Origin of the sequence: Paenibacillus sp. PvR098, assembly GCF_017833255.1 — a bacterium.
Taxonomy (GTDB): domain Bacteria; phylum Bacillota; class Bacilli; order Paenibacillales; family NBRC-103111; genus Paenibacillus_G.
The window spans coordinates 1,636,283-1,660,181 of the sequence record NZ_JAFIBU010000001.1 but is presented as its reverse complement, the minus strand read 5'-3'; the positions used below and the strand labels follow the sequence as shown (position 1 = coordinate 1,660,181).

Sequence of the window (23,899 nt, the reverse complement as noted above, 5' to 3'; positions counted from 1 at the left end):
ATCAGATGAGTTTACAGCCTTCGCGCATCAAGCGGAGAGCCTCAAAAGAATAATACCGATGAATGCGCATAACAAGCCGCCCGCTTCGAGGCGGCTGAATTTTTCTTTGAGCACAAAACGGGCATACAGCAGGACGAAGGCCACACTCATGGAAACGACGGCGGAGACGAGTCCTGTCACGCCGAGCTTGAAAGCCTGCATGAGGAGCGTCATGCCGATAACGTTAGTGATACCGACCACCAGGCCCCACAGCAGCGTTTTGCCAGGTGGCCACTGGGCTGCTGCAGTATTGCTGGCAGCAGCGGCGCCAACAGCTTTCTCCGCGGAAGCGGCGGTTTCCTGCGCAGCGCGCAGGTGCGCTGTGTCGGCATTCCGCTTAAGGCGAACAAGCCATATGATCCCGGACAAACTCGCCCCTGTAGCGAACATGAGTGACAGCGTCGGCAGCGAGGCCGCATCAAGCAGGGTCGATTGCTTGCCGGCGAGATCATTCAAGCCAAAGAACAGCATGGCAAGAGCTCCCCATTGAGCCCCTTGCAGATTGTTCAGCGAAAGATCGCTCGAATAACGGATGAGTACGATCCCGGCAAGAATGATCAGAAAGGAGATTGATTGCCAGCCGTTCAGCTTTTCGCCCCATAGCAGGTAAGCCAGCAGTACGACTACGACGGGAGGAAGGCCCGTAAACATAGCCACAAGCGATGTTTTTCCAACAGCGAAACCTTTGTACACGGCCCCATTGGCTAAAAAAGAAAATAACCCCATCAGCACTCCGATCCATACGGGCTTTGTCCAAGCTTGCCCGGTCATCAGGCTGGCGGAAAGCGCAATCAACGCTCCCGACAGGAAAACGCCGAACAGCAGCAGATCGCGATTGATCGGCCGCTGCGCCGTCCATTGGTACAGAATGCCCCTCAGCCCGAAGCAGAGCGATGAGGCGGCTGCAAATACAAACCACATGATGTTTATCTCCCCGTTATCAGCTAAGTCAGCTGGCTTATTCTTCGTAAATCATTTTGACCGTCATGCCTCCGTCGATGACAAGGTTCTGTCCGGTAATAAAACCGGCACGGCTATCGGCTAAATACAAGCACGCCGCTGCGATATCTTCAGGTGTACCTACGCGTCCTACCGGATGCTGCAGCCGGTCGCGCTCGGAATGAGCCGGTGTTCGTCGTTTCGATGCTTTCTGCCAATCGCCGATTTCGATCCAGCCGGGGCTGATGGCGTTCACGCGAATCCCGTAGGGTCCCAAGCTGACGGCCATAGCATGGGTAAGTGCCAGCAATCCGCCTTTGGAGGCGGCGTAGCTCTCTGTATCAGCCTCCGACATTAGCCCTCGAGTGGACGCCATATTAAGAATGACGCCGGAACCTTGCTGTTTCATAGCTCTAGCGGCGTGCTGGGAGCATGAGAACGCTCCGCGCAAATTGACGCCGATTACCTGATCGAATGATGCCAGCGGCAGATCCAGCATTGACCCGCCGATACCGATTCCGGCATTGTTGACAAGCACATCGACCCGGCCAAGCTCTTCCAGCATGAGCTTAAACCAATGCTCGATGTCCGCTTCCTTGGACACATTAACGGGGAGGAACATGGCTTTGCCGCCCAGCTCGCGAATTTCCCCGACAAGCTCGGCCCCTGCTTCCTGATCCGTATCCGCCACGGAAACCTCATAACCCGCCTTGACGAATTCAAGGGCGACCGCCTTGCCGATTCCCTGCGCTCCTCCTGTGACGGCTGCAACCTTACGCATTGACCTACCTCCTGATTGGCTTTAAACCATTGCTTTTTTTTGAGTATATCGAATACTATAGGGGTAGTACAAGGATTATCTGAAGACGATGGGAGAACTCGTTCATGAATCCTGAACAACCTGAACAACCTAACCAGCAGCGTGCTGCTCGCGAGATCACCTATCGTGAAGGCTGGAAGCGCAAAACCATCACAAGAAAGGGCGAAGCTCCAGCTCCCCCATCAGGCCAAGCGAGACCGCTTTCTTTTCCGGAATCATCGACCCGGACATGGGGCCTGCTTTGGCGCGAAGCGCCAGCTCCCAGAGGCATTTTAAAGGTGTCAATCGTGATTCTGCCTGCTGTAATATTCGTGGTTTTTGTATGGATGGTCTATGAACTTAGCCGCTATTCCTTTTAGAATGAGATAACCTACATGATGAGGTGCTGCTGCCATGATGACGCTGCTTGCCCTGCTCGGAGGCGCGCTAGGACTTGCCGTGACCGGTACGGCCGTGCTTCTGGCCTGGTCGATCTTTACTAGAGCGCAAGCCCGCAAGGGGCAAAGAAACAACGGAGATGAAAGCGAACCTGCGGAGAACCCTTCCGGTTGGCTTTACGAGAGTGCCCCGCATTTGTTGAAATGGACTTATTTTGATTATGCCCTGTTTGCTTTGTTTATCATCGGCAGTTTATTTTTATTCACGGACTTGATCGCCGTTCTGCGGGATGCGGACCAATATCCGCCTTATCATTTCGCGTATTTGCTGTGCGGGTTCGTATTTACCTTGTCCGGGATGATGATGCTCATCGTCCGGTTGGCGCTGACTTTATCGTTAGTTCGTATGGACCGGGGGGGTCTTGCTCCAAATCATCATGACCATCCAAGCCATGCTGAGCATGCCGAGTAAAGGATATAACGATGAGATGAGCGTTTTAAACCCGATTTGACTGACTCCGTAGCTGAGAAGCAGGATGATCGGTACAATCGTCTTGTAATTCAGACGCGTACGCTGTTCGATCTGAAGGGACAGGCCGTAAACATCGGCCAAAAAGGTAGTGAAGATTTCCCCGTAGATGACAAGCACGAACATGAGCGGCAGCAGCGAACCGAGGTCGTGAATCAGTTGACCCATTGGAATATCGTAATTCATAATGTCCGGCATTCTCGCAGAAAGGGCAATGTGACCGGCAAGCAGCATCAGTCCGATGCTTACGCCGCCCCATATGCCGCCCCAAAACAGTACGGAACGGTCTTTGACTTGAGCGCCGAGAGGCACCAACACGGCTTGGGCCATCGTTAAATTAAAGGCCGCATACAAAAATGGGGCGAACCATGTTCGCTGAGCTGAGTAGCCGGATTCAAGCAGCAGCCAATTGGCGGCTCCGGGTGCATTCACAGCATTCCAGACAATGATACCGCTGAAAATGACCATCAGCGGTACAACGATGGAGTTGACGGCTATAATGCCTTTCATTCCCCTGATCAAGAAAACATAGGACAGCACCAGCGTAAAGATCAGTCCCATTTGGTACGGAAAATTCAAATGCTCCGAAAAGACCGAACCGGCTCCGGCGAGCATCACGGAGGATACCCCGAATAAAGAAACCAAGGTAAAGAGACTGACCAAGCTGCCGATTCTCTCACCGAAGAGAAGCTTGTTCAGATCCTCATACGATTTGGCACCCATTGCGTTTGCGAGCAGCATCAGCTTAACCCCGAGCCATACGAAAAGCACGCTCGTGATGCCGATGGTCAGCGTCGCCACCCAGCCGTAACGGGTAAAAAACTGCAATATTTCCTGCCCTGTAGCAAATCCGGCGCCGACGACGGTGCCTACATAGGTAAAGCTGACCTGCAGGATGCTTCCCCATTTTTTCATTCGTGCGGCAACCCCCTCTGAACGGCTTGGCTACTACCTAACGTATGAAAATGGGTCAAGCCTCATGACTTTTTATTGCAGCTTGGCGGGGGATTGAGGAATGTTCTACTTGGGTAAATGCCTGCCATCTGATACAATAAAATAGAATAGCTTAGGTTTCGACATTTTTTTCGCTGGAGCGTGTCAAGGTGGAGAATCTCTTACAATTGATTGATCACTACGGTTATTTTGCTCTGTATGGCTTATTGGCACTGGGTATCGTTGGTATTCCCATTCCTGATGAAATATTAATGACAACGGTCGGTTCGCTTACTGCAGCCGAGGAACCGCTGCTTACGTTTGGCCTTACACTTGTGGTTAGTTTCTGCGGTGCGATGACGGGTATGATTGTGAGTTATATTCTTGGAAGGACCGTTGGAAAGTCTTTCCTTTATAAATATGGAAAATGGGTCAAGCTTACACCTGAACGGCTGCATGTGGCGGAGGTCTGGTTCAAAAAATACGGTATGTGGGCCGTTGCCTTCGGGTATTATGTTCCTGGGGTGCGCCATTTTACCTGTTATTGGGCAGGCGTCAGCAATGTGGGGATTTGGCGTTATTTGCTTTTTGCAGGGACCGGCGGATTGTTATGGGTTGCTTCCTTCTTGACGCTGGGACATGTGATCGGTAGGAACGCTCCAACCATTTTGGAAGCAATGCACCATCGTATAGGTATGCCGGTGGCTATTATTCTCATCATCGCTTGTGTAGGGGCTTATTTGTATTGGTGGCACCGGAAACGGGGACTGTACGGCTCAAAATAAGTTTGTTGAATACATACCAGAGACCGGGGCATCTTCTCAAAAAACTTGGGTCTCTTTAAATGACACGCAGATAAGCCTCATAAATAACCCGCCCGGACTTCATCAGACCGGGCGGGTTATTATCATTCTGCAAATAATTTGATTGAATTGACGGTTTGCGTATTGGGATCGATGTCCAGCTTAAGCATCGCACCTGTAGCTTTATACGTGAGCACGAAGTTGGTGTTTACATCTGGTTTGCCCAGCGCCTTGGATACATCAGCGACGGGGTCGCCCAGCTTAAGGCCGCCAAGCCCGGGATTGATATCTGCGCTTCTGACATCGATAAAGTGCAGTTGGTTATTTTTGTTAAACCCCATCAGGAAATCGGTATAGTCGTATACGGTGATCGGATCTGCATCATCATCCATGACGAACTGCTCCCTTGGTTTGCCGATCTTGCTTATCACTTCCTCGGCGCTGGTTTTCAGCGTGAAACCGAGCAGCGTCGGATTGGCAACCGTGTAAGGTGATTCGATTTTGATCTTAGGCTTGCTGTTGGCCCCAGTTTTCGGGTCCTCGCCGTTCGTTCCTTTATCCGCGCTGGCGAGAGAAACCTGCTCGTTCGGGTCGGAAGGGGGAGGCGAGATCGGCGTTTCGACCGCAGCAGGGTCCGTTACAGGCAGCTGCGGAGGCTCGGCCTCGTCAACGCTTGGTGCCGGTGTCACGGAGACGACGGGTTCCTGAGTCGTTTCTTGCGGGATGTCGCTCGGTCCAGCTTGATCCTTTTTGCATCCCGCAGCGATTAGCGTTATCACTATCATAACGGACAAGAAACCGATGAAGCTTTGCTTTCTATTCATCACGAACTTCCTTTCCGTGTAACATTTCTCATTTCAGCCTTACTAATCATACTCTTTCACTGTCCGCTTCACAAAGATCAAAAAACACCAAATCCGGTCAAAAATTATGAAAAACAGAGGTTATCATTTTCAAAGCTCCGTTTTCACTCCGGCAGACGATCTTTCTTACTTATATAACACTATAGACGATGCACTAAACAAAAAAGTTGCATAAAAATATGGATATGACCGAAAGATGGTACTTGAAACCTACTTTGCCGTTATGATAAGTTATCTTAATATAGGTTTTTGAGACGGAGGCGTGGAGCGATGGAATTATTAAAACAAAAAATAAGAGAAGTTGGCGTCGTTTTATCTGATGAGATCATTAAACTGGACGCCATCATGAATCATGCAATCGATCCGGCGCTGACGACAGCGATGGGGCAAGAGTTCGCTCGGTTGTACCGCGAGGAACGCGTAACCAAAATCCTTACGATCGAGTCTTCGGGTATTCCGATTGCTTTCGCGGCCGCACAGGAGCTGAATGTGCCGCTTGTATTCGCACGGCGGAAGAAGACACTCAATACCGACACAGAAACGTACTGTGAGCGTGTTCCGTCTTTTACAAAAGGCTTTGTTACAGATATCATGGTATCCAAGGAATTTTTGAATGAAAACGACCGGGTTGTGCTCATAGACGATTTTATTGCCAACGGTGACGCAGCCAGAGGACTTATCCGCATTATCCGACGTTCTGGAGCTACGCTGCTCGGGCTCGGCATCGCCGTAGAAAAATCGTTCCAAGCCGGGGGCCGGACGATTCGCGAATCCGGCGTTCGTGTTGACTCTTTAGTGAAGATATCGTCCTTAGCCAATGGACAGATTCAATTCGAATAAAAGAATGGGAACACTTGTATGATCAAGACCGGAACAGAAACCCTTCCATCCAAGAGCATTTTACTATATAATGACTAGTAAGCGATCAAATGAGTAACGCTTAAAGCCAGTTCTTATGTAACTGACTAACTTGGGGAGGTGCTACTTGCATGGGGAAAGAAATTCCGTCTGATTTTTTCGTAACCAAATTGAGTGAGGCGAAAGTACACTTCGAACGTGCCCTTGATTGTAAACATACGGATTTTGACGATCTGTATCCCTATATGATTGAGCATCCTCAATTTTTTTGGTACAAACGATATGTAGCTTGGTCTGAGCTGTTGACGATTGTAAAGCTTTGTAATGAACTCCAAATTACATGGGAAGAGCAATTCTCGCAGCAGCAGGTGGATTACATCAGCAAACGAGTCATGTCAAGCAAAGTGCTGGACTATTGGTTCGAAACGAACGATTCAAGAGAGCATGTCGGTTAATTATCGATTGATCATAATGCAGTAGATATAAGAGCCTGTCCGCTGAGCATGCGGCACGGGCTCTTTTTTTACTATCTCCTGTCTTCGCTTCGGAATGTTTATTGTATCCCCTAAATGGTGTATTCTTAAACCAAGAGGAGGGTTATCCATGATTTCTGATGAACAGCTCAATACCTATCGCTTAGAGAGCACCCTGCTGAGAGTTGTCCGCGATGCGGACAGCGCGAACGATGTGAAGGGTATCGTCGTTGCGTGGGACGATAGCACCGTGATGATCCGCAAACCAAACCGGCGTTTAGTTAAGCTGGACCGGAATTATCGCTTTCAGCCTTTTGCTGAACCGAGAACTTCCCTTTTTTCGATAGAGGATGAATAATGGCGATATTAAGCCGAGCTTTATACTCGTCGAATCGGTAGCGAATAAGGATTGCCGTGCTTTGGGAAACTTAGGATATGCAGAAAAGACGCGGCCTAAGGAGTGAAGCCAGTGGTTCAAAGTAATTCGATCCAGGAGCACAGCATTCAGCTGGAGGAGCATTATATTTTGAAATTCCGCAAGAGTGGAGAAGGGGTAGAGGGAGAGGTTCTGATGCGGGATTGGACCAGTCCCGGCAAAGCCACTCATTTGTTTGAAGCTCCCCGACAGGAGACGCCGGAGGAGCTTCAGGCTTGGGCGCAGCAGGCGATCCGGGCTTACAGGGAAGGCTGAAAGGCCAGGTGCTTCAGCTGTGTAATGCGGAGAATCCTATCCAGGGAACAACTAATCTATAACGGCGGTACTCACACTTTCATTATTGAGGAGGGTGGGCTTATGAATGAAGGGTCGGCCTTAAAAGGCACCGTCTTTGGTCTATTGTTTACGCTTCCGATTTGGGCGTTCATCATTTGGCTCATCTGCATATGGCTGGATTAATGGTTATGCGGTTCAGAATGTTCGAATGATTATCAACTGAAAAAAGCCAACAAAACGTTTGACTTCCCCTCGGAACGATGATAAGATACTTCTTGTCTCCTTAAAAGAGGGTGCCCTGATTAGCTCAATTGGGGACACAGATTTGCGGTCATGGCGGAATTGGCAGACGCGCTAGATTCAGGTTCTAGTGGTGTAACAGCCGTGGAGGTTCGAGTCCTCTTGACCGCATTACCTATCTTTATAGGACGTCATGCGGTCGTGGCGGAATTGGCAGACGCGCTAGATTCAGGTTCTAGTGGTGTAACAGCCGTGGAGGTTCGAGTCCTCTCGTCCGCATTGAATAAAACGAATCATCAAGGGTTTGAGCCTTCGGCTCAAGCCCTTGATTTTTTTGCTGCAGTCATAAGAGGCCTAACGGTTGCACGAACTGGCATACGGTGCTTTCCCGTATCGTGGACGGCAACGACAGCAGCATCCATATCCATCGCTTGTTCGGATTCGAAACGGTGGGCACGATGCTGGAGGTCGGCTTTAAATTCGGGGGGCTGCTGGATGTTGTGCTGATAGCAGAAGATGCTATAATCGTGAGGAAACGAACCCCGGTCATGCGTTCGGGGTCCGTTGTTGTTAGGATGAAGCTTAGTGGAACTCGACGTCGATCCGGCGATGGGTTTCTTTTGGCGCTTTGGGCATCCGAACTTCGAGAATGCCGTTTTTGTAAGCCGCGACGGTTCCTTCCTCTGTCACCTCAGCGGGCAGCGGAATCGAGCGGTGGAAGCGGCCGGCAAATCGCTCTTTGCGGTGGAATTGCTCCTCCTTTACTACATTAAACCGGTGGATAGTTCCGACAATCGTGAGTGTTTGAGGCTCGACATGAATATCCACGTCCTCTTTTTTCTCCAAACCGGCTATTTCGCAATGAGCGATAACTTCGTTCTCCGTTTCGTGAACGTCAATCCGCGGTGCACCGAACTCCTGATTAAATCCGAAAGCAGAAGGCAGCCCTTCATTAAAAAATTTATCTACTTCCTTTTTCAAATGATCGATACGCCGGAGCGGTTCAAGCATGAATGATTCCTCCTGTAGTTTAGCATGGTTTTCTATTTCATTTTGAGGCAGGACAAGCCTTAATATGCGGGTGAAGGCGAGGGAAGTCATGCCAAAAGAAAGCGCATGGTGTCCATGTGAACATGCTTGACTCGTATTTTGCGTGTCGATATAATGGAAGGTATGCAAAGGCTGGCAATTTTCGCATAATGCCCCGAATGGAGGCACCCCTTAAGGGGTGCTTTGTTGCATGGGGACAGAATGGAATTTGCCGACGGAATGAAAGGAGCATGACTTGTCATGAATTATAAACAATGGCTTGCGGAGCAGCTGGCTGCCCGGCTCGAGGGAGTATCCCAGGAAGTGCTGGCAGAGCTCATCGAATACCCTCCCAATCCACAGATGGGGGATTTATCACTACCGTGCTTTAAACTCAGCAAACAGTTAAGAAAGGCGCCGCAGGCGATCGCCGAAGAGCTGAAAGAGGGATGGAGCGGACATGCGGTTGTCAACCGTGTCGATGCGGTCTCTGGATATTTTAACTTGTTTTTGGATCCGAAGGAGTTCGCTTCGCAGGTCGTCAGCGAGGTTATGACACAGGGCGACCGTTACGGTTCACAAAATATCGGGCAAGGGCGCAGCATCGTCATCGATTTCTCATCGCCGAATATTGCTAAGACGTTTCATATTGGCCATTTGCGCTCTACTGTGATCGGGAATGCGCTGTATCAGATTTTCAAATTTATGGGCTATACCAGCGTAGGCATCAATCATCTGGGCGATTGGGGCACGCAGTTCGGCAAGCTGATCGTATCGTATAAGCTTTGGGGCAAACAAGATGCAGTCGAGGCGGACGGCATAAGCGAGCTGCAAAGGTTGTACGTGAAGTTCCACGACGAAGCGGACATCAAGCCGGAACTGGAGAATGAGGCGCGCGGATGGTTCGTTAAGCTGGAGCAGGGAGACGAAGAGGCGCTGAAACTGTGGCGCTGGTTTGTGGACATCAGCTTGAAGGAATTTCAGAAAATGTACGATCTGCTCGGCGTTACTTTTGATTCATATGCTGGTGAGAGCTTCTACAATGACAAGATGGCGGCGGTATTGGACGAACTGAAGGAAAAGCGGCTTCTCGAGGAAGACGAAGGTGCGCTCTTGGTTCGTCTGGACGACTACAATATGCCTCCGGCATTAATGGTGAAGAAGGACGGCGGCACGTTGTACCACACGCGTGACGTTACCGCGGCCATTTACCGCAAAAACACATACGGTTTCGAAAAAGCGATCTACGTCACGGATGCCGGCCAAAGCCTGCATTTTCAGCAGTGGTTCAAAGTGATCGAGCTGATGGGCAATGAGTGGGCGAATCAGCTTGTTCATGTGCCGTTTGGCAAGGTCAGCCTGGAAGGAGCCAAGCTCTCGACCCGCAAAGGGAATGTAATTAATCTTGAGGAACTTCTGACGAAGGCGATCGAGAAGACGCGCGAAATTATAGAAGAGAAGAATCCGAACATGGAGAACAAGGATGAAGTAGCCCGGCAGGTTGGCGTTGGCGCGATTATTTTCAATGACCTCAGCAACAACCGGATTAAAGATATCGTGTTCTCCTGGGATGAGGCGCTCAACTTCGAAGGTGAAACCGGTCCTTACGTGCAGTACACGCATGCGAGGGCTTGCAGTGTGCTGAGGAAAGCGGAATTGGACGGAGGAGCGAATGCGGAACAAGGCGCTGGAGCTGCCGCACATCTGACGAATGCGGAGGCCCAAGCCGTGCTGAGGGAGCTGTATTTATTCAAGGAGCGGACCCAGCAGGCGATGGATCGACTGGAGCCATCCATTATCAGCCGTTATTTGGTGGATTTGGCTCAGCGCTTCAATCATTTTTATCATGAGTGTCCGATTCTGAAGGTGGATGACGCAGAGGTGCGCCAGGCCCGTTTGGATCTGGTCCGATGCGTGCGTACGACGTTGAAGAACGGCTTGGCCCTAATTGGACTGGAAGCGCCGGAGAAAATATAAATCGAATCAACCCGTCATTCGGGACTGCTGCGGCAGTTGTGGGTGGCGGGTTTTTACATGCACCAGAGAAAGCCTCCGTGTGTTTGCCGCAGCCAGTGCTTGCCCATACTACAGAGAGGGAGGTTGAACGAATCATGGCCAAAAGTGATGAACTCGTCAAGTATGTAACGCAGCAGGTTGTAAAGTACATGGAAACCCCTAAGGAAGTGCGCAAGCAGGTCAAAGCCGACAGAAAGGAAGGCCGAGAACCATGGCAGTACCGCTGGTTTGGCATGCTGCCGTTTGCTCTTCGAATGTGGGCGGAGCCGCTTCGGCGATACAGAGGTCGAAAGTGAGACGGCGACGGTGATCCTTATGCTTCGGATATTTAGTCAAAATAAAAAAAGGAAAAGCTTCTTGTCCCCTAGCAGCCGATACTCAATGGAATCTGCCGCTCTTGGGGACGGAAGCTTTTCTATATAGGGAAGGGAGGAGAAAAACCGGTAGTCAGGGATAAAAACCGCCAAGCGGGTTGATTGCGTTCAGAGGGAGATAGCGTTTATCATCCTGAAGCACCTCCAAGAAGCTCTCACCGCTGGACCAGACTTGATATCCGGATACAGCAAGCGGCACATGGACTCTTCCGCTGTAAAGCTCAGCGACGAATACGGGCTTGCGTCCTTGATCAATCCACTGCTGCAGCACCTCGAAGCGAAGGGATGTCTCCGCCTTGCCTTGAATCCATGGAAGCCGCTCATACGCGTCCGTTGGTTCCGTTTGGCCGGTTGCTGTTATTTTATGCGAGGATTCCGTGGTGGTGAACGGCAGCGGTTTCATAAGTTCGCCCGTTTCGGACTTTGGCAGCTGATCATCGTTCTCCAGGGGCAGCTCCTCGCCGGTCTTGGCATCGATGTACCAAACCCGCTCTGTCTCCGGTACCGTAACTTTCCAGAGGGCTTGCAGCGGATTGTAATATATACGTTCGGCATGATAAAGATATTCGATAATTTCAAGCCGTACCAAGCTGTGGTACAGCGTCTGCATGCTGAAAAGCGGGTACTCGCCTTTGCCGTATTCTATCAACCGGTATGTATCTTGACCGGAAGTATGGACGACCAAATAGCCGGCTTCCTTTCCGTCCACCGTGACGATCACGATCCACCCATGGGTTCCGGGACCAAGCGGATAGGTTATCCAAGCGCCTTGCTTCCACTCCTCGAATCCACCATGGGATGAGAGCTCACCGATAAATCGATCCAACGCGTTCTGGAGGGACGGGGCCGGAATATCGTTTTGAGTGTTCGGCTGTTCCGTCTGTAACGTCTGGACCGCTGTCATCTGCGAAGCCTCTCGATCAGCGTGAGCCGGCCATAAATCAAACGGCCATGCCGCCAGCAGGCTTGTACCCAGCAGCAGTGACGTCAGAGCGAACGTAAGCTTTGTCATGTAAACACCTGCTTCGCTTTGGAGTCGTTGCTTCAGGCTCTATGCGCTCACTTTGGCGAATATGCCTCTTACTTTATAGCATATGCGATGAAAAGTTTGTTAGAACCTGTAGCCTTGTTTTAGAAAAGTTTCCCGTAAATCTGTTGTTGTTCGGGAAGGTTCGTCACCTCTTTTGCGGGTGCATGGCAGGGAAATGAAACAAACCGCAATTGATGGCGGAAATTTGGATACGGGGGTGGTACTGCCACTCCACTTCCTGCAGGCGACCGGTATACTGCGCTTGAATCTCGTGCTTATTGTCCGGCTCTGCTTCCTGGAGCAAAGGCTCATAATAATCCCGTACCCTGCTAATCTCGTCTTTAAGCCGTAGCTGCGCTTCCTGTGCCCATTGATGATCGTACGCGGCCAGCTTCTTTTCCAAGTGGTCTTCAAGAAAAAGCACCGCTCGTGGAAGAGTGATCCGGTCCGGCGTCACATAGACGTGAGAAGGGAGCCGGGGCGTTAGCTTCTTAGCGGCCAGCCGATCATGAAACCGCTCGATAATTTCACCGGTTTGGAGCTGAATTCCAAGCGAATGCATTTCGCTGCGCTTCATATCACAGGCGAGCTCGACCTTATAGTTGACGCAAAGCCACGTTTCATAAGATACCGTTACTGGTGGCTTAGGCTGTTCTGCTGTGTACTGCTCGAACAGTCGAACGAACCGGCCTTTGCTGCGAACCGCCGCAAAGATTTGTTCAAGCCGACGACTGCCGTAAGTAAGTTCATCGCGAGGCACGCGGGCAGTGAACGCGGTCGGCACGAAGCCAAAATAGCGGCCTAGGATGCTGTCGCCTTGGGGCTGTGGCGCTCCTGGCGCGGCTGCAGGCTGGACCGCTGGAGCGGCGGGGGGCGCTCCCGGAGGTCCCTGCTGCGGATGCAGCTCGCGGTAGGCGTCTGGATCGAAAATGAACGTGCAGGTCATGGTTTCCGGCTCCGCTCCGGTTCGTTCCACAAAGCTCCAGTAGTACGGTCGTTGTGTCAGATCTTTATCGGCGGAAGGGGACAGCTTGACGGTAACGTAAGCGGGGTGCTTTTCGAGAATGTCGCACTGCTCGGCTTCCAAATAACGCAAAACGTAGGACTGGATCTCCTGCGCATTCATGCTAATGGTGCTGCACCTCCCCGCCGCTGTAATCTTTTCCTCCAATCGTCTGAAGGGAGTTATTTAACAGGTTTTCAAGCCCTGCAGCTTCGTGTGATTCTTGCTCCACTTCTGCTTTCACCGATGTGAACGAACGCCCCAAATCATCAAGCTGTTGGCGGATTTCGTCCTTATTTTTTGAGGTAAGGATCAATTTGGCCAAATGCGACTCCAGCGAAGTTTTTTTCTCAAACCGCTCCAAAATCGTATCCAGCTGCCCGATAACCAGCTCGAACATGTTAATTTTCTCATGCAGCAGAGATAGGATATGCTCCTCGATAGTCCCGATCGTTGACAAATTATATATTTTAACGTCTTCCTTTTGTCCAAGCCGGTGCACTCGGCCGATCCGCTGCTCGACCCGCATCGGATTCCAAGGCAAATCAAAATTGATCATATGGTGGCAAAATTGAAGGTTAATCCCTTCGCCGCCGGCTTCCGTGGCGATCAGCACTTGGGCACGGCCGCGGAACAAGTCCATCATCCAATCCTTTTTGCCGCGGTTCATCCCTCCCCGGTAAGGAACGGCGGAAATTTTATGCTCTTTCAGGTACTGCAGCAAGTATTCCTGAGAAGCTCGGTACTCGGTGAAAATAATCGTTTTATCATTAATGGATTCGATGAGCTCCATCACTTTTTCTGCTTTCGTATTTGCTTTGATCCCGCGGATCTTCTCCACAAGCTCCCAAATTCGCGCCCGGAGGGGAGAGGTCTCTTCCGTTTTTTTAAACATATTTACCAGGGTAATAAACACGGCATCCCGGCTTGAGCATACTTCACGCTGCAGGGTGACCAGAGAAAGCAAGCTGCCGATATCGCCGCCGGCTTCATCATAGCGGGTTTTGACGAAATCGGTTACCCCATCGTAAAGCGCCTGCTCCTCGTCTGATAACTGGAGCGGAATATTGCGCACAACCCGTTTCGTGAAGCTTATTCCGCCGTCGCTTCGACGGTTGCGGATCATGACCTTGCTCAGCTCCTGCTGGAGCTGTTCCTCGTTCTTAGGGATGCGTTTATCAACCACAAAGTTGGCTTGGAAGCTGCCTTGTCCTCCAAGCTGACCCGGCTTGAGCAGAGTAATCAGGTTATACAGCTCTTTGAGATCGTTCTGCACCGGCGTGGCCGTCAGCAGGAGACAGTATTTTTTACGCAGCTCGTTGATGAACCTGTAGTTGGTCGTTTTTTTATTTTTTAGCTTGTGGGCCTCGTCGACAATTAGCATATCGTATTCGAGACCAAGCACAATATCTCGATGCGGGTCGCGCTTAGCGGTATCCATTGAGGCGACAACGATGTCGTTCTGGACCCACATATACTCCTTCTTTTGAGCCACAGCGGGGATACCGAACTTCTGATTCAGCTCGCGCACCCACTGAAGTACCAAAGAAGCGGGAACGAGGATGAGCACCTTTTGAATCAAGCCCCGGATCATGTACTCCTTGAGGATGAGTCCCGCTTCAATCGTTTTGCCAAGCCCCACTTCGTCAGCGAGAATGGCGCGCCCCCGCATTTCGGTCAATACTTTTTTGGCGGTGCTGATCTGGTGCTCCATCGGAACGAGGCCTGGCAAATGCGTCAGGCATAGAAGCTCGTCGAAGCTTCGGATGAGTCCGGACTGCTCGGCCTCATAGGCAAGCCTGAACATCATCGGATCGTCCCAAGGACCATTGCGCAGAGCTCTCTCGTGCAGCTTTTCGAACCATTCCCTGTCGTAATGGAGCTCTACATGCTCGTTTAGTTGTCGCACGTGCTCTTTTCGCTCGGTAGATTGCATTCTTACGCGCTCCCCTTTGTCAGTGATTCGGAACGTATTTCGCCAAGGCAGTAACATATTAAAATACGGGATGAGTTTGACGAACGGTCGCGTTCTTAAAGGATGGAACAGGCGGTGGTCTTTGTCAGATAGGCATAAAGTTAATTTTTAGTATGTACAAATTAGGGGCTTTCAAACCGTGCGGCAATGTTTTATGATGGGGAGATAGCGTGCTGAAGGCAGCCATTGGGCACGAATCATTAATAAGGCTGCTCGTGAGTTGTGAAGGCTTATATCGGATTGCAAAGGAATGGTGAGATAGAATGAAGAACGAGTGGCGGTTTATCCGTTCGGGGCTTGGTGCACCGGACTACAACATGGCAGTGGATGAGGCCATTCTGACGGCACACAGCGAAGGCTTGGTTCCGCCGACGGTAAGATTCTATGGCTGGAAGCCTGCGACGTTGTCGGTCGGTTTTTTTCAAAAGGCTGCGAGCGAGGTCGATTTTGACGCTTTGAAGCGAGAGGGTATTGGCTTTGTCCGGCGGGCGACGGGTGGGAGGGCTGTGCTTCACGATCAGGAGCTGACGTACAGCATGATCGTATCGGAGAACTATCCGGGTATTCCGCGCAGCGTCACTGAGGCGTACCGCGTGCTTAGCGAAGGGCTGCTTCTCGGGTTCCGCAAGCTTGGCTTGTCTGCGGAGATGGTTCAATTGGAGAACGAAGAAGAGAAGGAGAAATATGCATCGATGGGTTCGGCCGCTTGCTTTGATTCCCCGTCTTGGTACGAGCTTGTGGTAGAGGGACGGAAGGTGGCCGGAAGTGCGCAAACCCGGCAGAAGGGTGTTGTGCTGCAGCACGGTTCGATTCTTCTTGACCTCGATGCCGATCAGTTGTTCAGGCTGCTGCGCTTCCCAAGCGAGCGTGTGATGGAGAGGATGAAGCAGCAGTTTTTGAAGAAGGCTGTCGCCATTAATGAAGTGCGCAATGGAGCTGCTCTGCCAAGGGTAGACTTGGCTGAGGTGGAGGAAGCCTTCACGACAGGAATTGAAGAAGGTTTGGCCATTCGGCTTGTTCCAGCAGAGCTGAGTGACTATGAGCTGGAGCTGGTCGAACGCTTAATGGTTGAGAAGTACGGCAATTCAGATTGGAACCTTCGGAGATAATCGAGTCTCCGAAGGTTTTTTTATGTTAAGGTGATTTGGAGGAGGGATGATCTATAGGTGATTAGGATTTTACGGTTTTCAGATTCAATACAATGACTCCGGCAATGATAAGCATAACTCCAAGCACAGTGGTCATGTTTAATTTTTCTTTCCAGACCAGAAAGCCGATTAAAGCTGTTGCAGCGGTTCCGACTCCAGACCAGATGGCGTAAGCTATACCTAGAGGGATCTGTTGTAAGGATAGAGAAAGAGAATAGAAGGCTACCGAAAATCCGATGATGACGCCTACACTGGGGAGTACTTTGGTGAACCCTTCAGAGGCTTTGAGCATGGATGTGCCGAACAGCTCAAAAACAATCGCAAGTGCTAAGAATAAGTAAGCTTTCAACGTTACTCCTCCTTCGTTAAGCCTATTAGTTTAGAAAGCACACGTTCACGGAGCTCTTCTTTTACAGGAGTCAAGCCCAACATTTCATTGAACCATAAGCCATCGGCAGCAAGTCTTATGATCGTAGCGAGTACAGGATCCATGCCATCATTCTCCATCGTTCTCTGCCAAATCTCATATTGTTCTTGAAGCTGCTTCAGCAATCCCGGATGTAAAACGATGGCGGCCAGTAAACCTGTACTCATGTCCTGTTTACCTTCAAGATGCTGAAACGTATCCTGCACATAGGCTCTGCACCATTTTCCCGATGCTTGTTCATCTGAATCAGCTCTACTTTGAATCGAGTTTACATACGAATCCATGATTTGGGAAACCATAGCTGTGATTAAAGCGTCCTTATTTGGAAAATGATACAAAAGTCCCCCTTTACTTATACCGGCTTTCTTAGCAACAGCTTCAAGTGTTAAACTCGTGACCCCCTCATTTCGAATAATCAATGCGGCGGACTTCAAGATATGATCCACTTTCGAAGTACTGATTTCGAAGACCTCCTTTATCCTGTTTTTTCTTATTACTGTACCGTCTGGACGGTTTTTTTGTCAATCCAACGTATTTAAGGAACGATCTGCTAATAGCAAATACCCCCACAGCAGTGGCTGTGAGGGCGGGTAAATACAACCTGGAGCTTTAGGTTGAAATGGTTTTCTCAAACTCCTGCTGAAGCTTTTGGGTGATCTGACCTGGCGTACCATCTGCTACTGGAGAGCTGTCAATCGAGATAACCGGAGTGATCTCCACAGTCGTTCCGGTGATGAATACTTCGTCCGAACTTCGAAGCTCGTCCAAGGTAAAAGGGGCTTCCTTTACCGCGATGCCTAGTCCTTGGGATATTCGAAGTACTACCGCACGGGTGATGCCATGCAGGATCAGATGGTTGGCTGGGTGCGTGATAAGGCAGCCGTCTTTAACGATCATGATGTTGGACGCGCTGCACTCCGTTACAGTGCCGTTACGGTGTAGAATGACATCGCCTGCGCCCTGATCGACCGCGTGCTGCTTGGCCATGACGTTAGCGAGCAAATTCAGTGTCTTCAGATCGCAGCGGAGCCAGCGGATGTCTTCCATTGTCACCGCGGTGATGCCTTCTTTCATGGTGCTAAGAGGGCGCTTTGCTTCTGCAGTGTAGGCCATCAAGATCGGCTTGGTATCTGTAGGAAATGGATGGGATCGTGGTGCGGCTCCGCGGCTCACCTGCATATACACAGTTCCTTCGGACAAACTGTTCATGCGGATCAGTTCTTCCAAGCGTCTCGTCAGTACTTCAGAATCGGTGGGCAGTGGTATTCTGAGAGCTGCCGCACTTCGTTCCCACCGCTCAAAATGAGCTGGGGCTTCATAAAGACTTCCATTATATACGCGAAATACCTCATAGACTCCGTCGCCAAAATAATAACCACGGTCCTCGGGAGAAATGCGAAGCTCTTCTTTGGGAACAAACCGGTCTTGATATAGATAAGTCAATGTCATAAAGAACTCCTCCTTTAATTATATGAGAACATATGTTTGTTAATATCATCATGAACATGCTACAATAATTCTAGACTAGCAAATCAGCCGAACCATTGTCAAAAGATGGGCTGCATCTATGTCAGAGTTATTTGATGCGGATCAAGGACTTTAGACTTGGGTCTTTAGGGTGTGAGAAAATGAAGTAATTTGTCGAAAATGATGAGAATTTGAGGCATGAAAAAGAGAGCTATTTAGAGAAAAAAGAAGCTTTCTGCCTTCGTGCTTGGACTAAATCGGTAATTCCGCATTTTTTCTATTAGAAACACTATATATTGTATTGTATAATGAATTTCGCATACCAGATATTGTGATTGAACCTTTGAATATAATTCCGGGAGGTTGTTGTTTTGAAGACCATGCAGCAAACCAAATTGGAAGGTTTGAGCGAGAAGATTTTTCTTGACCGCTACGCGATGAAAAATGCTGATACCAGTCACACGAAGGTCGGAGATACGGTATTGGTGCTTACCAAGGACGATCCTAAATTTCCCGCCAAGGACGTCGGCGAAGTCATCGAGCGTAACGGGAAACAGGTCAAAGTTAAGCTGCGCAGCGGGGAGGTAGTTGAATCCACTGTTGAGAAGCTTACTCTAACCTTGGAAAAAACACCACAGCAAATGTGGGACCGCTTGGCCACTGCTATGGCCTCCGTGGAAGCAACTCCGGAAAAACAGACCGAATGGACCGATAAGTTCCGATACATTCTAGATGACTGGAAGCTTGTGCCTGGCGGACGGATTGCTGCCGGCGCGGATGCCAGCGATGAACTGACGCTCTTTAACTGCTATGTGGTTCCTTCTCCGCATGATAGCCGTGGAGGGATCATGGCGACACTATCCGAAATGACCGAAATCATGGCTCGTGGGGGCGGAGTAGGCATTAACCTATCCTCCCTCCGTCCGCGGCGTTCCGTTGTCAAGGGCGTCAATGGCTCTTCCAGCGGAGCCGTTTCTTGGGGCGGGCTGTTCAGCTATACGACAGGCTTGATTGAGCAGGGGGGCAGCCGTCGCGGCGCGCTCATGCTGATGATGAACGATTGGCATCCCGACGTGGTGGATTTCATTACTGTTAAACAGACGATGGGTCAAATTACGAACGCCAACTTGTCCGTATGCGTCAGCAATGGCTTCATGAAAGCCGTAAAAGAAGATTTGGACTGGGATTTGGTATACCCTGATACGACGGATCCGGAATACAACGATATTTGGGACGGAGATCTGGAGAAGTGGAGAAAAACGGGCAAGAACGTTATTCACTACCGTACGGTTAAGGCGCGCGACATCTGGCATACGATCGTCGAATCCGCTTGGAAATCGGCTGAGCCTGGTGTCGTATTCATGGAATACTACAACCAGATGTCCAACAGCTGGTATTTCAACCCGATTATTTGTACAAATCCTTGCGGTGAGCAGGGGCTTCCGGCTTGGGGCGTCTGCAACCTGTCGGCGATCAACCTGTCCAAGTTTTATGACGAAGAGAACCATGATGTGGCTTGGGATGAACTTGCAACGGTCGTTCGCTATTCGACACGCTTCCTCGATAATGTGATTGACAAAACGCCTTACCACTTTGAAGAGAATCGGATCAACCAGCAGGGTGAGCGTCGGATAGGTCTAGGCTCTATGGGTTTGGCCGAGCTGATGATCAAGCTGAATATCCGTTACGGCAGTTCGGAATCGTTGGAGTTTCTGGATAAGCTTTATGGTTTTATGGCGAAGGAAGCATACCTCGCGTCCGCAGATATCGCAGAAGAGAAAGGCTCGTTCAAGCATTTTGAGACGGAACCGTTCTTGCAAAGCGGCTTTATGAAGACAATGACTTCCGTTTATCCGGAAGTTGGCGCAGCGATCAAGAAGCAGGGAATGCGTAATGTAACGGTCATTACGCAGGCACCAACTGGAAGCACCGGTACGATGGTAGGCACATCCACAGGTATCGAACCTTACTTTGCTTATGAATATTACCGTCAAAGCCGTCTGGGCTTCGATAAACAGTATGTACCGATCGCGCAGGATTGGAAGAATCAGCATCCGAACAAGGATCTGCCAGACTACTTCATCACCGCGATGGACTTGTCCGCGGAAGATCATATCCGTGTACAAGCCGCCATCCAGAAATGGGTCGACAGTTCCATCTCCAAGACGGCGAACTGTCCGGCAGATTTTACGGTAGAGGAAACCAAACGTCTGTATGAGCTAGCTTTCGATTTGGGCTGCAAGGGCGTAACCATTTACCGTGATGGCAGCCGCGACGTGCAGGTGCTCAGCACCGACAAGAAAGAGGATAAAGCGGAGGAACCGGAGGAACCGGCACCCGTTGCACCAGCTGTCAGTACGAAAGAGGGAACATCCTTGACGGATTTCTCTCAATCCTTGGCAGTAAATATTGACGGGAAGACGGAGCAGGTGTTTGACAAGCAGTATAAGCGTCGTCCGCAAGCTCTCCGCGGCGCAACGTATAAATTTAACACGCCATTCGGCATGGCCTACATTACGATTAACGATATGAACGGCAGCCCGAGCGAGATTTTCCTGAACGTGGGCAAGGCCGGCTCCGACGTATTCGCCATGTCCGAAGCTCTCGGCCGCGTTTGCTCGCTGTTCCTCCGCTATGGCGACCACGGCAATAAGGTGCAACTGCTGATCAAGCATCTGAAGGGCATTGGCGGCTCCGGTGCGATCGGATTCGGCGCCAACCGCGTCGAATCGATTGCCGACGCCGTCGCCCAAGCACTGGAAATGCACGGCGACAACTTCGACAGTGCGGAAGACTACGTCACCGCCACCAAGGAAGTTGTCTTGGAAACCACCGCTCAATACGCAGTAACTCACAGCGCGGCCACGTCTCTGGACCTGTGTCCCTCCTGCGGCTCCGCCTCACTGATCAACAGCGAGGGCTGCAAAAACTGCAGCAATTGCGGATATAGCAAGTGCAGCTAAAAAAAGGGGCCTTCGGCCTCTTTTTTGTTTTTGTGATGGATCATGAAAGCTGCCAAAACGGCCACAACTAATGACAATTTTGGCTCATCAAAGGTGACAAACACATACGTTATTCATGGAAATGCATAAATATACGTAGTTGAATAATTATGTAATATAACGTATGAATATCCGAACTGGCTTGTGCTCTTGAAAAAGGGACTGATTTTCCAAAAATTTAGTTAAAGTTTGGTTGTTTATGATAAAATAATTATGTGACTTAGCGTGGTCACCGGAAACAAGCGATCTCGAGAAGGCGTTAAACCTTTATCTCGATTGATCGCTTGTTTTGTTATAATTAGTTAGAGTAATAAACGCTAATTAGAATCAAGGATGCTCGTCAATATATATCGATAACTGTCATTTTCCAATAAGGTATCCGCTTTAAGTAAGAAAAACAACCAACAGAATTTAATAATATAAGAGCAGAAATGAGGTAGTGATATCCTGTATGAGGGAGATTATTCATGAATTAGCAGAATTGGTTGCAAAACAAAAATTAGTTCCATTTTTGGGTGCTGGGTGCTCTGCGTCAATGATGCCAGATTGGGACTCTTTGGTTAAAGAGATGGGACAAAGTATGGGATGGGAAGCCGTAGGAGATCATTTAGCAGTAGCCCAAGCTTATGTTGATACATATGGGCGGGGCAAATTTTGTGATTTTTTAAAGAGTAAGTTAGAAATTACTACTTTTGATGACGAAAAAGGATATATACACTTAACAGTAATGAATATGGGTGTTCCTACGATATACACAACTAACCAAGATAATGTGATGGAAAAAGGATATGAGAAGTATGGTAAGAAATTTAGAGCCATTATCACTATAGATGATTTTGCTGAGATTAAATTGTCTGAACAACTCTACATAAAATTTCATGGCGATCTTAATTATCCTGAAAGTATAGTATTTACTCAAGAAGACTATGAAAGAAGAATAAGGGAAAATGATAATGCCTTAAATATTCGATTGAGAGCCGATTTAATTTCAAAAAACTTGTTATTCATTGGCTATAGTTTCAGAGATGTTAATATCCAGAAGATGTTCAAAGAATTAAACTCAGCTTTCTACGGAAAATTGCCCAAGTCTTATATGATCGCTTATAGATACACAGATCAATTAAAAGAATTATGTGATACTTATGGTATTATTTTAATCGACCCAATGAAAGAAATCCCTGGCGCACAAAATCATGATGACGCTTTTCATCTTCTTTTGAGAACCTTATTAGAAGATTCTAGATTTAAGAAATTCGAGACTGATATGAGTGATTTTTTTAAACCTGTTTCTAAAAATCCCCAAAAAGTTGTAAGTAAGATGGAGATTGAAATATTAGAAAAGACCATCAGAGAAAAGGAGTTATCAATAGGTATAAAGTCATTTAGGGAAGTTTGTGACCTAGGAGTCATAGCCTTAGATTTTGAAGAGAGGATTGTTACAGCTTATTTCGAACTAGGTAAGAAAGCTACAACTGAACGAGATACTGAAGAGCTAAGCGCGGCTATTTTTAACCTTAAAATTAATAAGGCTATAAACAAAATGAAAATCTTATCGGCACTTATGGCCACTTCAAATGTTAGAAATCCAAAGAGTAAATACGGTGATGATACTTTTTATGTTCATATGGATGGAGTCCCTGAAAGATTTTATATTCTAATAGCCCCAAAGGCTGTTGAATTAGTTTATAAGTGGGGATGGACACCAACAGCAACACTATCTTGGAATGTTGGCCACTGGATCGATCGAAGTGCAGATTTCGAATCTTTGCCAAGAAATTTGCAAGGTTTTGTTACTCAATGGGTCGATAAAATGAGAAAGGATATTCCTACAGTCGCGGAGCATCCTGTGGCAAGACAGCAAAGACTTAAAGATCTCGCTTCCGGTTCTCCAAGCCGTATTGAACCTGAAGAAATTCAACTGCTAGAAGAATTTATAATTACTTGATCTTGAAATTGGAGGAGCCAGATTGACAGCATTGAATTTCATCCTAACGGAACAGGAGATAGTGGTTTCCATGGATACATTAGCTTCCAGAGAGGATAAAGAACCATTTAAGTTCGTGTCCAAAATATTTCCTTTGCCTCATATCAGAACAATTATGTGCGGAACAGGAAACCTGGAATTGCTGCTTAATTGGCATATTATTATTCAGACAAAGATTGTTTCTAGAGATATTGAATATGTCGATCGATATGCTACACAGTTTTTACGTGAACTGGATAGTAAGTATCCTGATGAATTATCTGCAACCGTTTATCATTTTGGCTATTCTGAAAAAGAAGATAAGCTCAAGGGCTATGCTTATCGAAAAGAGAAGCAATTTGAGTCAGAGTTAATGGTTTATGGTATAGGGACAAAGCCTCCTCTCGAAACTGAGCTCGTTTATACGATATTTGACAATAATGATAACTATGATAAAGCTCTGATTGAAATGATGGAAGAGCAGAAACGGAGAGACGATATTAAAACCGAAGATAAAGTGGGTATTGGTGGTGAAATTCAGATGTGCGTTATGAACACTAACTTTTTCACCATAGCTATTGTGCACCGATTTGCGGATTACGAGGAAACTTATCGAAAAGTTATGGCCAATTTACGTGCCGATTAAGAATAAACCCATAGGGTTTGTAGATGAATTCTGGAGCGCCTCAAGTCTTATTTGTTTGATGACGCTAATGGCTGTGTGTAAGAGGTCCCAATCATTGCTTCTGCTTATATAAGCTATTTCACCATAAGGACTTGCCTTCCGATAGAGACTCTCCTATGTTTGTTTCTTTTTTGCGAAATATCTTAATGAATTTTTGTCTGTGACCATTTCAAACATATTCTACTCCGTCATAA

At 48.6% G+C, this 23,899-nt stretch carries 24 protein-coding genes and 2 tRNA genes; 15 read left to right on the top strand and 11 right to left on the bottom strand.

The annotated features are described in order from the left end of the window. Positions 1–27: 27 nt before the first annotated feature. Together JOE45_RS08275 and JOE45_RS08270 are read right to left on the bottom strand one after the other, a co-directional pair. Entirely contained in the window at positions 28–960 is a 933-nt protein-coding gene (locus tag JOE45_RS08275) for an EamA family transporter (protein WP_210020648.1), read from the bottom strand. Positions 961–997: 37 nt separating this feature from the next. Next, the gene (locus JOE45_RS08270; RefSeq protein WP_210020649.1) at positions 998–1,759 is read right to left on the bottom strand and encodes a glucose 1-dehydrogenase; all 762 of its coding nucleotides are present in this window, start codon (positions 1,757–1,759) and stop codon (positions 998–1,000) included. A 104-nt stretch (positions 1,760–1,863) separates the two neighbouring features. On the opposite strand from JOE45_RS08270, the gene JOE45_RS08265 reads away from it, so the two are divergent. Both JOE45_RS08265 and JOE45_RS08260 read left to right on the top strand, forming a co-directional pair. Further along, the gene (locus JOE45_RS08265; protein ID WP_210020650.1) at positions 1,864–2,157 is read left to right on the top strand and encodes a hypothetical protein; all 294 of its coding nucleotides are present in this window, start codon (positions 1,864–1,866) and stop codon (positions 2,155–2,157) included. A 34-nt stretch (positions 2,158–2,191) separates the two neighbouring features. Next, entirely contained in the window at positions 2,192–2,647 is a 456-nt protein-coding gene (locus JOE45_RS08260) for a hypothetical protein (protein WP_210020651.1), read from the top strand. Here the strand turns inward: JOE45_RS08260 and JOE45_RS08255 are convergent. After that, a complete protein-coding gene (locus tag JOE45_RS08255) occupies positions 2,573–3,619 on the bottom strand; it encodes a YkvI family membrane protein (RefSeq protein WP_210020652.1) in 1,047 nt (348 codons plus the stop codon). The genes JOE45_RS08260 and JOE45_RS08255 overlap by 75 nt on opposite strands. 188 nt (positions 3,620–3,807) lie before the next feature. Here JOE45_RS08255 and JOE45_RS08250 point away from each other — a divergent pair, with 188 nt between their 5' ends. After that, positions 3,808–4,422, top strand: a complete 615-nt coding sequence (locus tag JOE45_RS08250) for a DedA family protein (protein ID WP_210020653.1) — start codon at positions 3,808–3,810, stop codon at positions 4,420–4,422. A gap of 122 nt (positions 4,423–4,544) precedes the next feature. Here JOE45_RS08250 and JOE45_RS08245 read toward each other — a convergent pair whose 3' ends face one another. Further along, a complete protein-coding gene (locus JOE45_RS08245) occupies positions 4,545–5,264 on the bottom strand; it encodes a DUF4309 domain-containing protein (protein ID WP_210020654.1) in 720 nt (239 codons plus the stop codon). 309 nt (positions 5,265–5,573) lie between these two features. Between JOE45_RS08245 and JOE45_RS08240 the strand changes: the two genes are divergently transcribed. From JOE45_RS08240 to JOE45_RS08215, 6 genes are all read left to right on the top strand, one after another. After that, entirely contained in the window at positions 5,574–6,143 is a 570-nt protein-coding gene (locus JOE45_RS08240; protein WP_210020655.1) for a xanthine phosphoribosyltransferase, read from the top strand. Positions 6,144–6,292: 149 nt separating this feature from the next. Beyond that, complete coding sequence (locus JOE45_RS08235; RefSeq protein ID WP_210020656.1) at positions 6,293–6,616, top strand: hypothetical protein; 324 nt, start codon at positions 6,293–6,295, stop codon at positions 6,614–6,616. A gap of 148 nt (positions 6,617–6,764) precedes the next feature. Beyond that, entirely contained in the window at positions 6,765–6,992 is a 228-nt protein-coding gene (locus JOE45_RS08230; protein WP_210020657.1) for a hypothetical protein, read from the top strand. A gap of 111 nt (positions 6,993–7,103) precedes the next feature. Then, on the top strand, positions 7,104–7,325 hold the full coding sequence (locus JOE45_RS08225; protein ID WP_210020658.1) for a hypothetical protein: 222 nt from the start codon (positions 7,104–7,106) through the stop codon (positions 7,323–7,325). Positions 7,326–7,673: 348 nt separating this feature from the next. Then, a tRNA-Leu gene (locus JOE45_RS08220) sits at positions 7,674–7,757 on the top strand. Positions 7,758–7,781: 24 nt separating this feature from the next. Continuing rightward, positions 7,782–7,865: transfer RNA gene (locus JOE45_RS08215), tRNA-Leu, on the top strand. 303 nt (positions 7,866–8,168) lie between these two features. On the opposite strand, the gene JOE45_RS08210 is transcribed toward JOE45_RS08215, so the two are convergent. After that, positions 8,169–8,597, bottom strand: a complete 429-nt coding sequence (locus JOE45_RS08210; RefSeq protein WP_210020659.1) for an Hsp20/alpha crystallin family protein — start codon at positions 8,595–8,597, stop codon at positions 8,169–8,171. A 279-nt stretch (positions 8,598–8,876) separates the two neighbouring features. Between JOE45_RS08210 and argS the strand changes: the two genes are divergently transcribed. Both argS and JOE45_RS08200 read left to right on the top strand, forming a co-directional pair. Further along, complete coding sequence (argS, locus tag JOE45_RS08205; protein WP_210020660.1) at positions 8,877–10,592, top strand: arginine--tRNA ligase; 1,716 nt, start codon at positions 8,877–8,879, stop codon at positions 10,590–10,592. A 134-nt stretch (positions 10,593–10,726) separates the two neighbouring features. Further along, the gene (locus tag JOE45_RS08200) at positions 10,727–10,927 is read left to right on the top strand and encodes a YqzE family protein (protein ID WP_210020661.1); all 201 of its coding nucleotides are present in this window, start codon (positions 10,727–10,729) and stop codon (positions 10,925–10,927) included. A 151-nt stretch (positions 10,928–11,078) separates the two neighbouring features. Here the strand turns inward: JOE45_RS08200 and JOE45_RS08195 are convergent, their stop codons facing one another. From JOE45_RS08195 to JOE45_RS08185, 3 genes are all read right to left on the bottom strand, one after another. Further along, positions 11,079–12,017 carry a hypothetical protein gene (locus JOE45_RS08195; RefSeq protein ID WP_210020662.1) on the bottom strand — a complete coding sequence of 313 codons (939 nt, stop codon included), beginning with the start codon at positions 12,015–12,017 and terminating at the stop codon, positions 11,079–11,081. Positions 12,018–12,180: 163 nt separating this feature from the next. After that, on the bottom strand, positions 12,181–13,161 hold the full coding sequence (locus tag JOE45_RS08190; protein ID WP_210020663.1) for a YqhG family protein: 981 nt from the start codon (positions 13,159–13,161) through the stop codon (positions 12,181–12,183). A gap of 1 nt (position 13,162) precedes the next feature. Further along, positions 13,163–14,974, bottom strand: coding sequence for a DEAD/DEAH box helicase (locus JOE45_RS08185; RefSeq protein ID WP_210020664.1), 1,812 nt, complete (start codon positions 14,972–14,974; stop codon positions 13,163–13,165). A gap of 302 nt (positions 14,975–15,276) precedes the next feature. Here JOE45_RS08185 and JOE45_RS08180 point away from each other — a divergent pair, with 302 nt between their 5' ends. After that, positions 15,277–16,122 carry a lipoate--protein ligase family protein gene (locus JOE45_RS08180; RefSeq protein WP_210020665.1) on the top strand — a complete coding sequence of 282 codons (846 nt, stop codon included), beginning with the start codon at positions 15,277–15,279 and terminating at the stop codon, positions 16,120–16,122. Between the two features lie 61 nt (positions 16,123–16,183). Here the strand turns inward: JOE45_RS08180 and JOE45_RS08175 are convergent, their stop codons facing one another. The 3 genes from JOE45_RS08175 to dat all read right to left on the bottom strand — a co-directional run bounded on the left by JOE45_RS08175 (position 16,184) and on the right by dat (position 18,037). Then, positions 16,184–16,510, bottom strand: coding sequence for a DMT family transporter (locus JOE45_RS08175; protein WP_210020666.1), 327 nt, complete (start codon positions 16,508–16,510; stop codon positions 16,184–16,186). A 2-nt stretch (positions 16,511–16,512) separates the two neighbouring features. Next, on the bottom strand, positions 16,513–17,022 hold the full coding sequence (locus JOE45_RS08170; protein WP_245246796.1) for a TetR/AcrR family transcriptional regulator: 510 nt from the start codon (positions 17,020–17,022) through the stop codon (positions 16,513–16,515). A 175-nt stretch (positions 17,023–17,197) separates the two neighbouring features. Further along, on the bottom strand, positions 17,198–18,037 hold the full coding sequence (dat, locus tag JOE45_RS08165) for a D-amino-acid transaminase (protein ID WP_210020667.1): 840 nt from the start codon (positions 18,035–18,037) through the stop codon (positions 17,198–17,200). A 389-nt stretch (positions 18,038–18,426) separates the two neighbouring features. Between dat and JOE45_RS08160 the strand changes: the two genes are divergently transcribed. From JOE45_RS08160 to JOE45_RS08150, 3 genes are all read left to right on the top strand, one after another. Continuing rightward, a complete protein-coding gene (locus JOE45_RS08160) occupies positions 18,427–21,018 on the top strand; it encodes an adenosylcobalamin-dependent ribonucleoside-diphosphate reductase (protein WP_210020668.1) in 2,592 nt (863 codons plus the stop codon). Positions 21,019–21,508: 490 nt separating this feature from the next. After that, the gene (locus tag JOE45_RS08155) at positions 21,509–23,002 is read left to right on the top strand and encodes an SIR2 family protein (protein WP_210020669.1); all 1,494 of its coding nucleotides are present in this window, start codon (positions 21,509–21,511) and stop codon (positions 23,000–23,002) included. A gap of 22 nt (positions 23,003–23,024) precedes the next feature. After that, positions 23,025–23,666: a hypothetical protein gene (locus JOE45_RS08150; protein ID WP_210020670.1), complete on the top strand. Its 642-nt coding sequence runs from the start codon at positions 23,025–23,027 to the stop codon at positions 23,664–23,666. The last annotated feature ends 233 nt before the right edge of the window (positions 23,667–23,899 follow it).

Bases quoted from the DNA above. Each gene is read 5' to 3' on its own strand.
- JOE45_RS08275 (WP_210020648.1), bottom strand. From the start codon at position 960: ATGTGGTTTGTATTTGCAGCCGCCTCATCGCTCTGCTTCGGGCTGAGG.
- JOE45_RS08270 (WP_210020649.1), bottom strand. From the start codon at position 1,759: ATGCGTAAGGTTGCAGCCGTCACAGGAGGAGCGCAGGGAATCGGCAAG.
- JOE45_RS08265 (WP_210020650.1), top strand. From the start codon at position 1,864: ATGAATCCTGAACAACCTGAACAACCTAACCAGCAGCGTGCTGCTCGC.
- JOE45_RS08260 (WP_210020651.1), top strand. From the start codon at position 2,192: ATGATGACGCTGCTTGCCCTGCTCGGAGGCGCGCTAGGACTTGCCGTG.
- JOE45_RS08255 (WP_210020652.1), bottom strand. From the start codon at position 3,619: ATGAAAAAATGGGGAAGCATCCTGCAGGTCAGCTTTACCTATGTAGGC.
- JOE45_RS08245 (WP_210020654.1), bottom strand. From the start codon at position 5,264: ATGAATAGAAAGCAAAGCTTCATCGGTTTCTTGTCCGTTATGATAGTG.
- JOE45_RS08240 (WP_210020655.1), top strand. From the start codon at position 5,574: ATGGAATTATTAAAACAAAAAATAAGAGAAGTTGGCGTCGTTTTATCT.
- JOE45_RS08235 (WP_210020656.1), top strand. From the start codon at position 6,293: ATGGGGAAAGAAATTCCGTCTGATTTTTTCGTAACCAAATTGAGTGAG.
- JOE45_RS08230 (WP_210020657.1), top strand. From the start codon at position 6,765: ATGATTTCTGATGAACAGCTCAATACCTATCGCTTAGAGAGCACCCTG.
- JOE45_RS08210 (WP_210020659.1), bottom strand. From the start codon at position 8,597: ATGCTTGAACCGCTCCGGCGTATCGATCATTTGAAAAAGGAAGTAGAT.
- argS (WP_210020660.1), top strand. From the start codon at position 8,877: ATGAATTATAAACAATGGCTTGCGGAGCAGCTGGCTGCCCGGCTCGAG.
- JOE45_RS08200 (WP_210020661.1), top strand. From the start codon at position 10,727: ATGGCCAAAAGTGATGAACTCGTCAAGTATGTAACGCAGCAGGTTGTA.
- JOE45_RS08195 (WP_210020662.1), bottom strand. From the start codon at position 12,017: ATGACAAAGCTTACGTTCGCTCTGACGTCACTGCTGCTGGGTACAAGC.
- JOE45_RS08190 (WP_210020663.1), bottom strand. From the start codon at position 13,161: ATGAATGCGCAGGAGATCCAGTCCTACGTTTTGCGTTATTTGGAAGCC.
- JOE45_RS08185 (WP_210020664.1), bottom strand. From the start codon at position 14,974: ATGCAATCTACCGAGCGAAAAGAGCACGTGCGACAACTAAACGAGCAT.
- JOE45_RS08180 (WP_210020665.1), top strand. From the start codon at position 15,277: ATGAAGAACGAGTGGCGGTTTATCCGTTCGGGGCTTGGTGCACCGGAC.
- dat (WP_210020667.1), bottom strand. From the start codon at position 18,037: ATGACATTGACTTATCTATATCAAGACCGGTTTGTTCCCAAAGAAGAG.
- JOE45_RS08155 (WP_210020669.1), top strand. From the start codon at position 21,509: ATGAGGGAGATTATTCATGAATTAGCAGAATTGGTTGCAAAACAAAAA.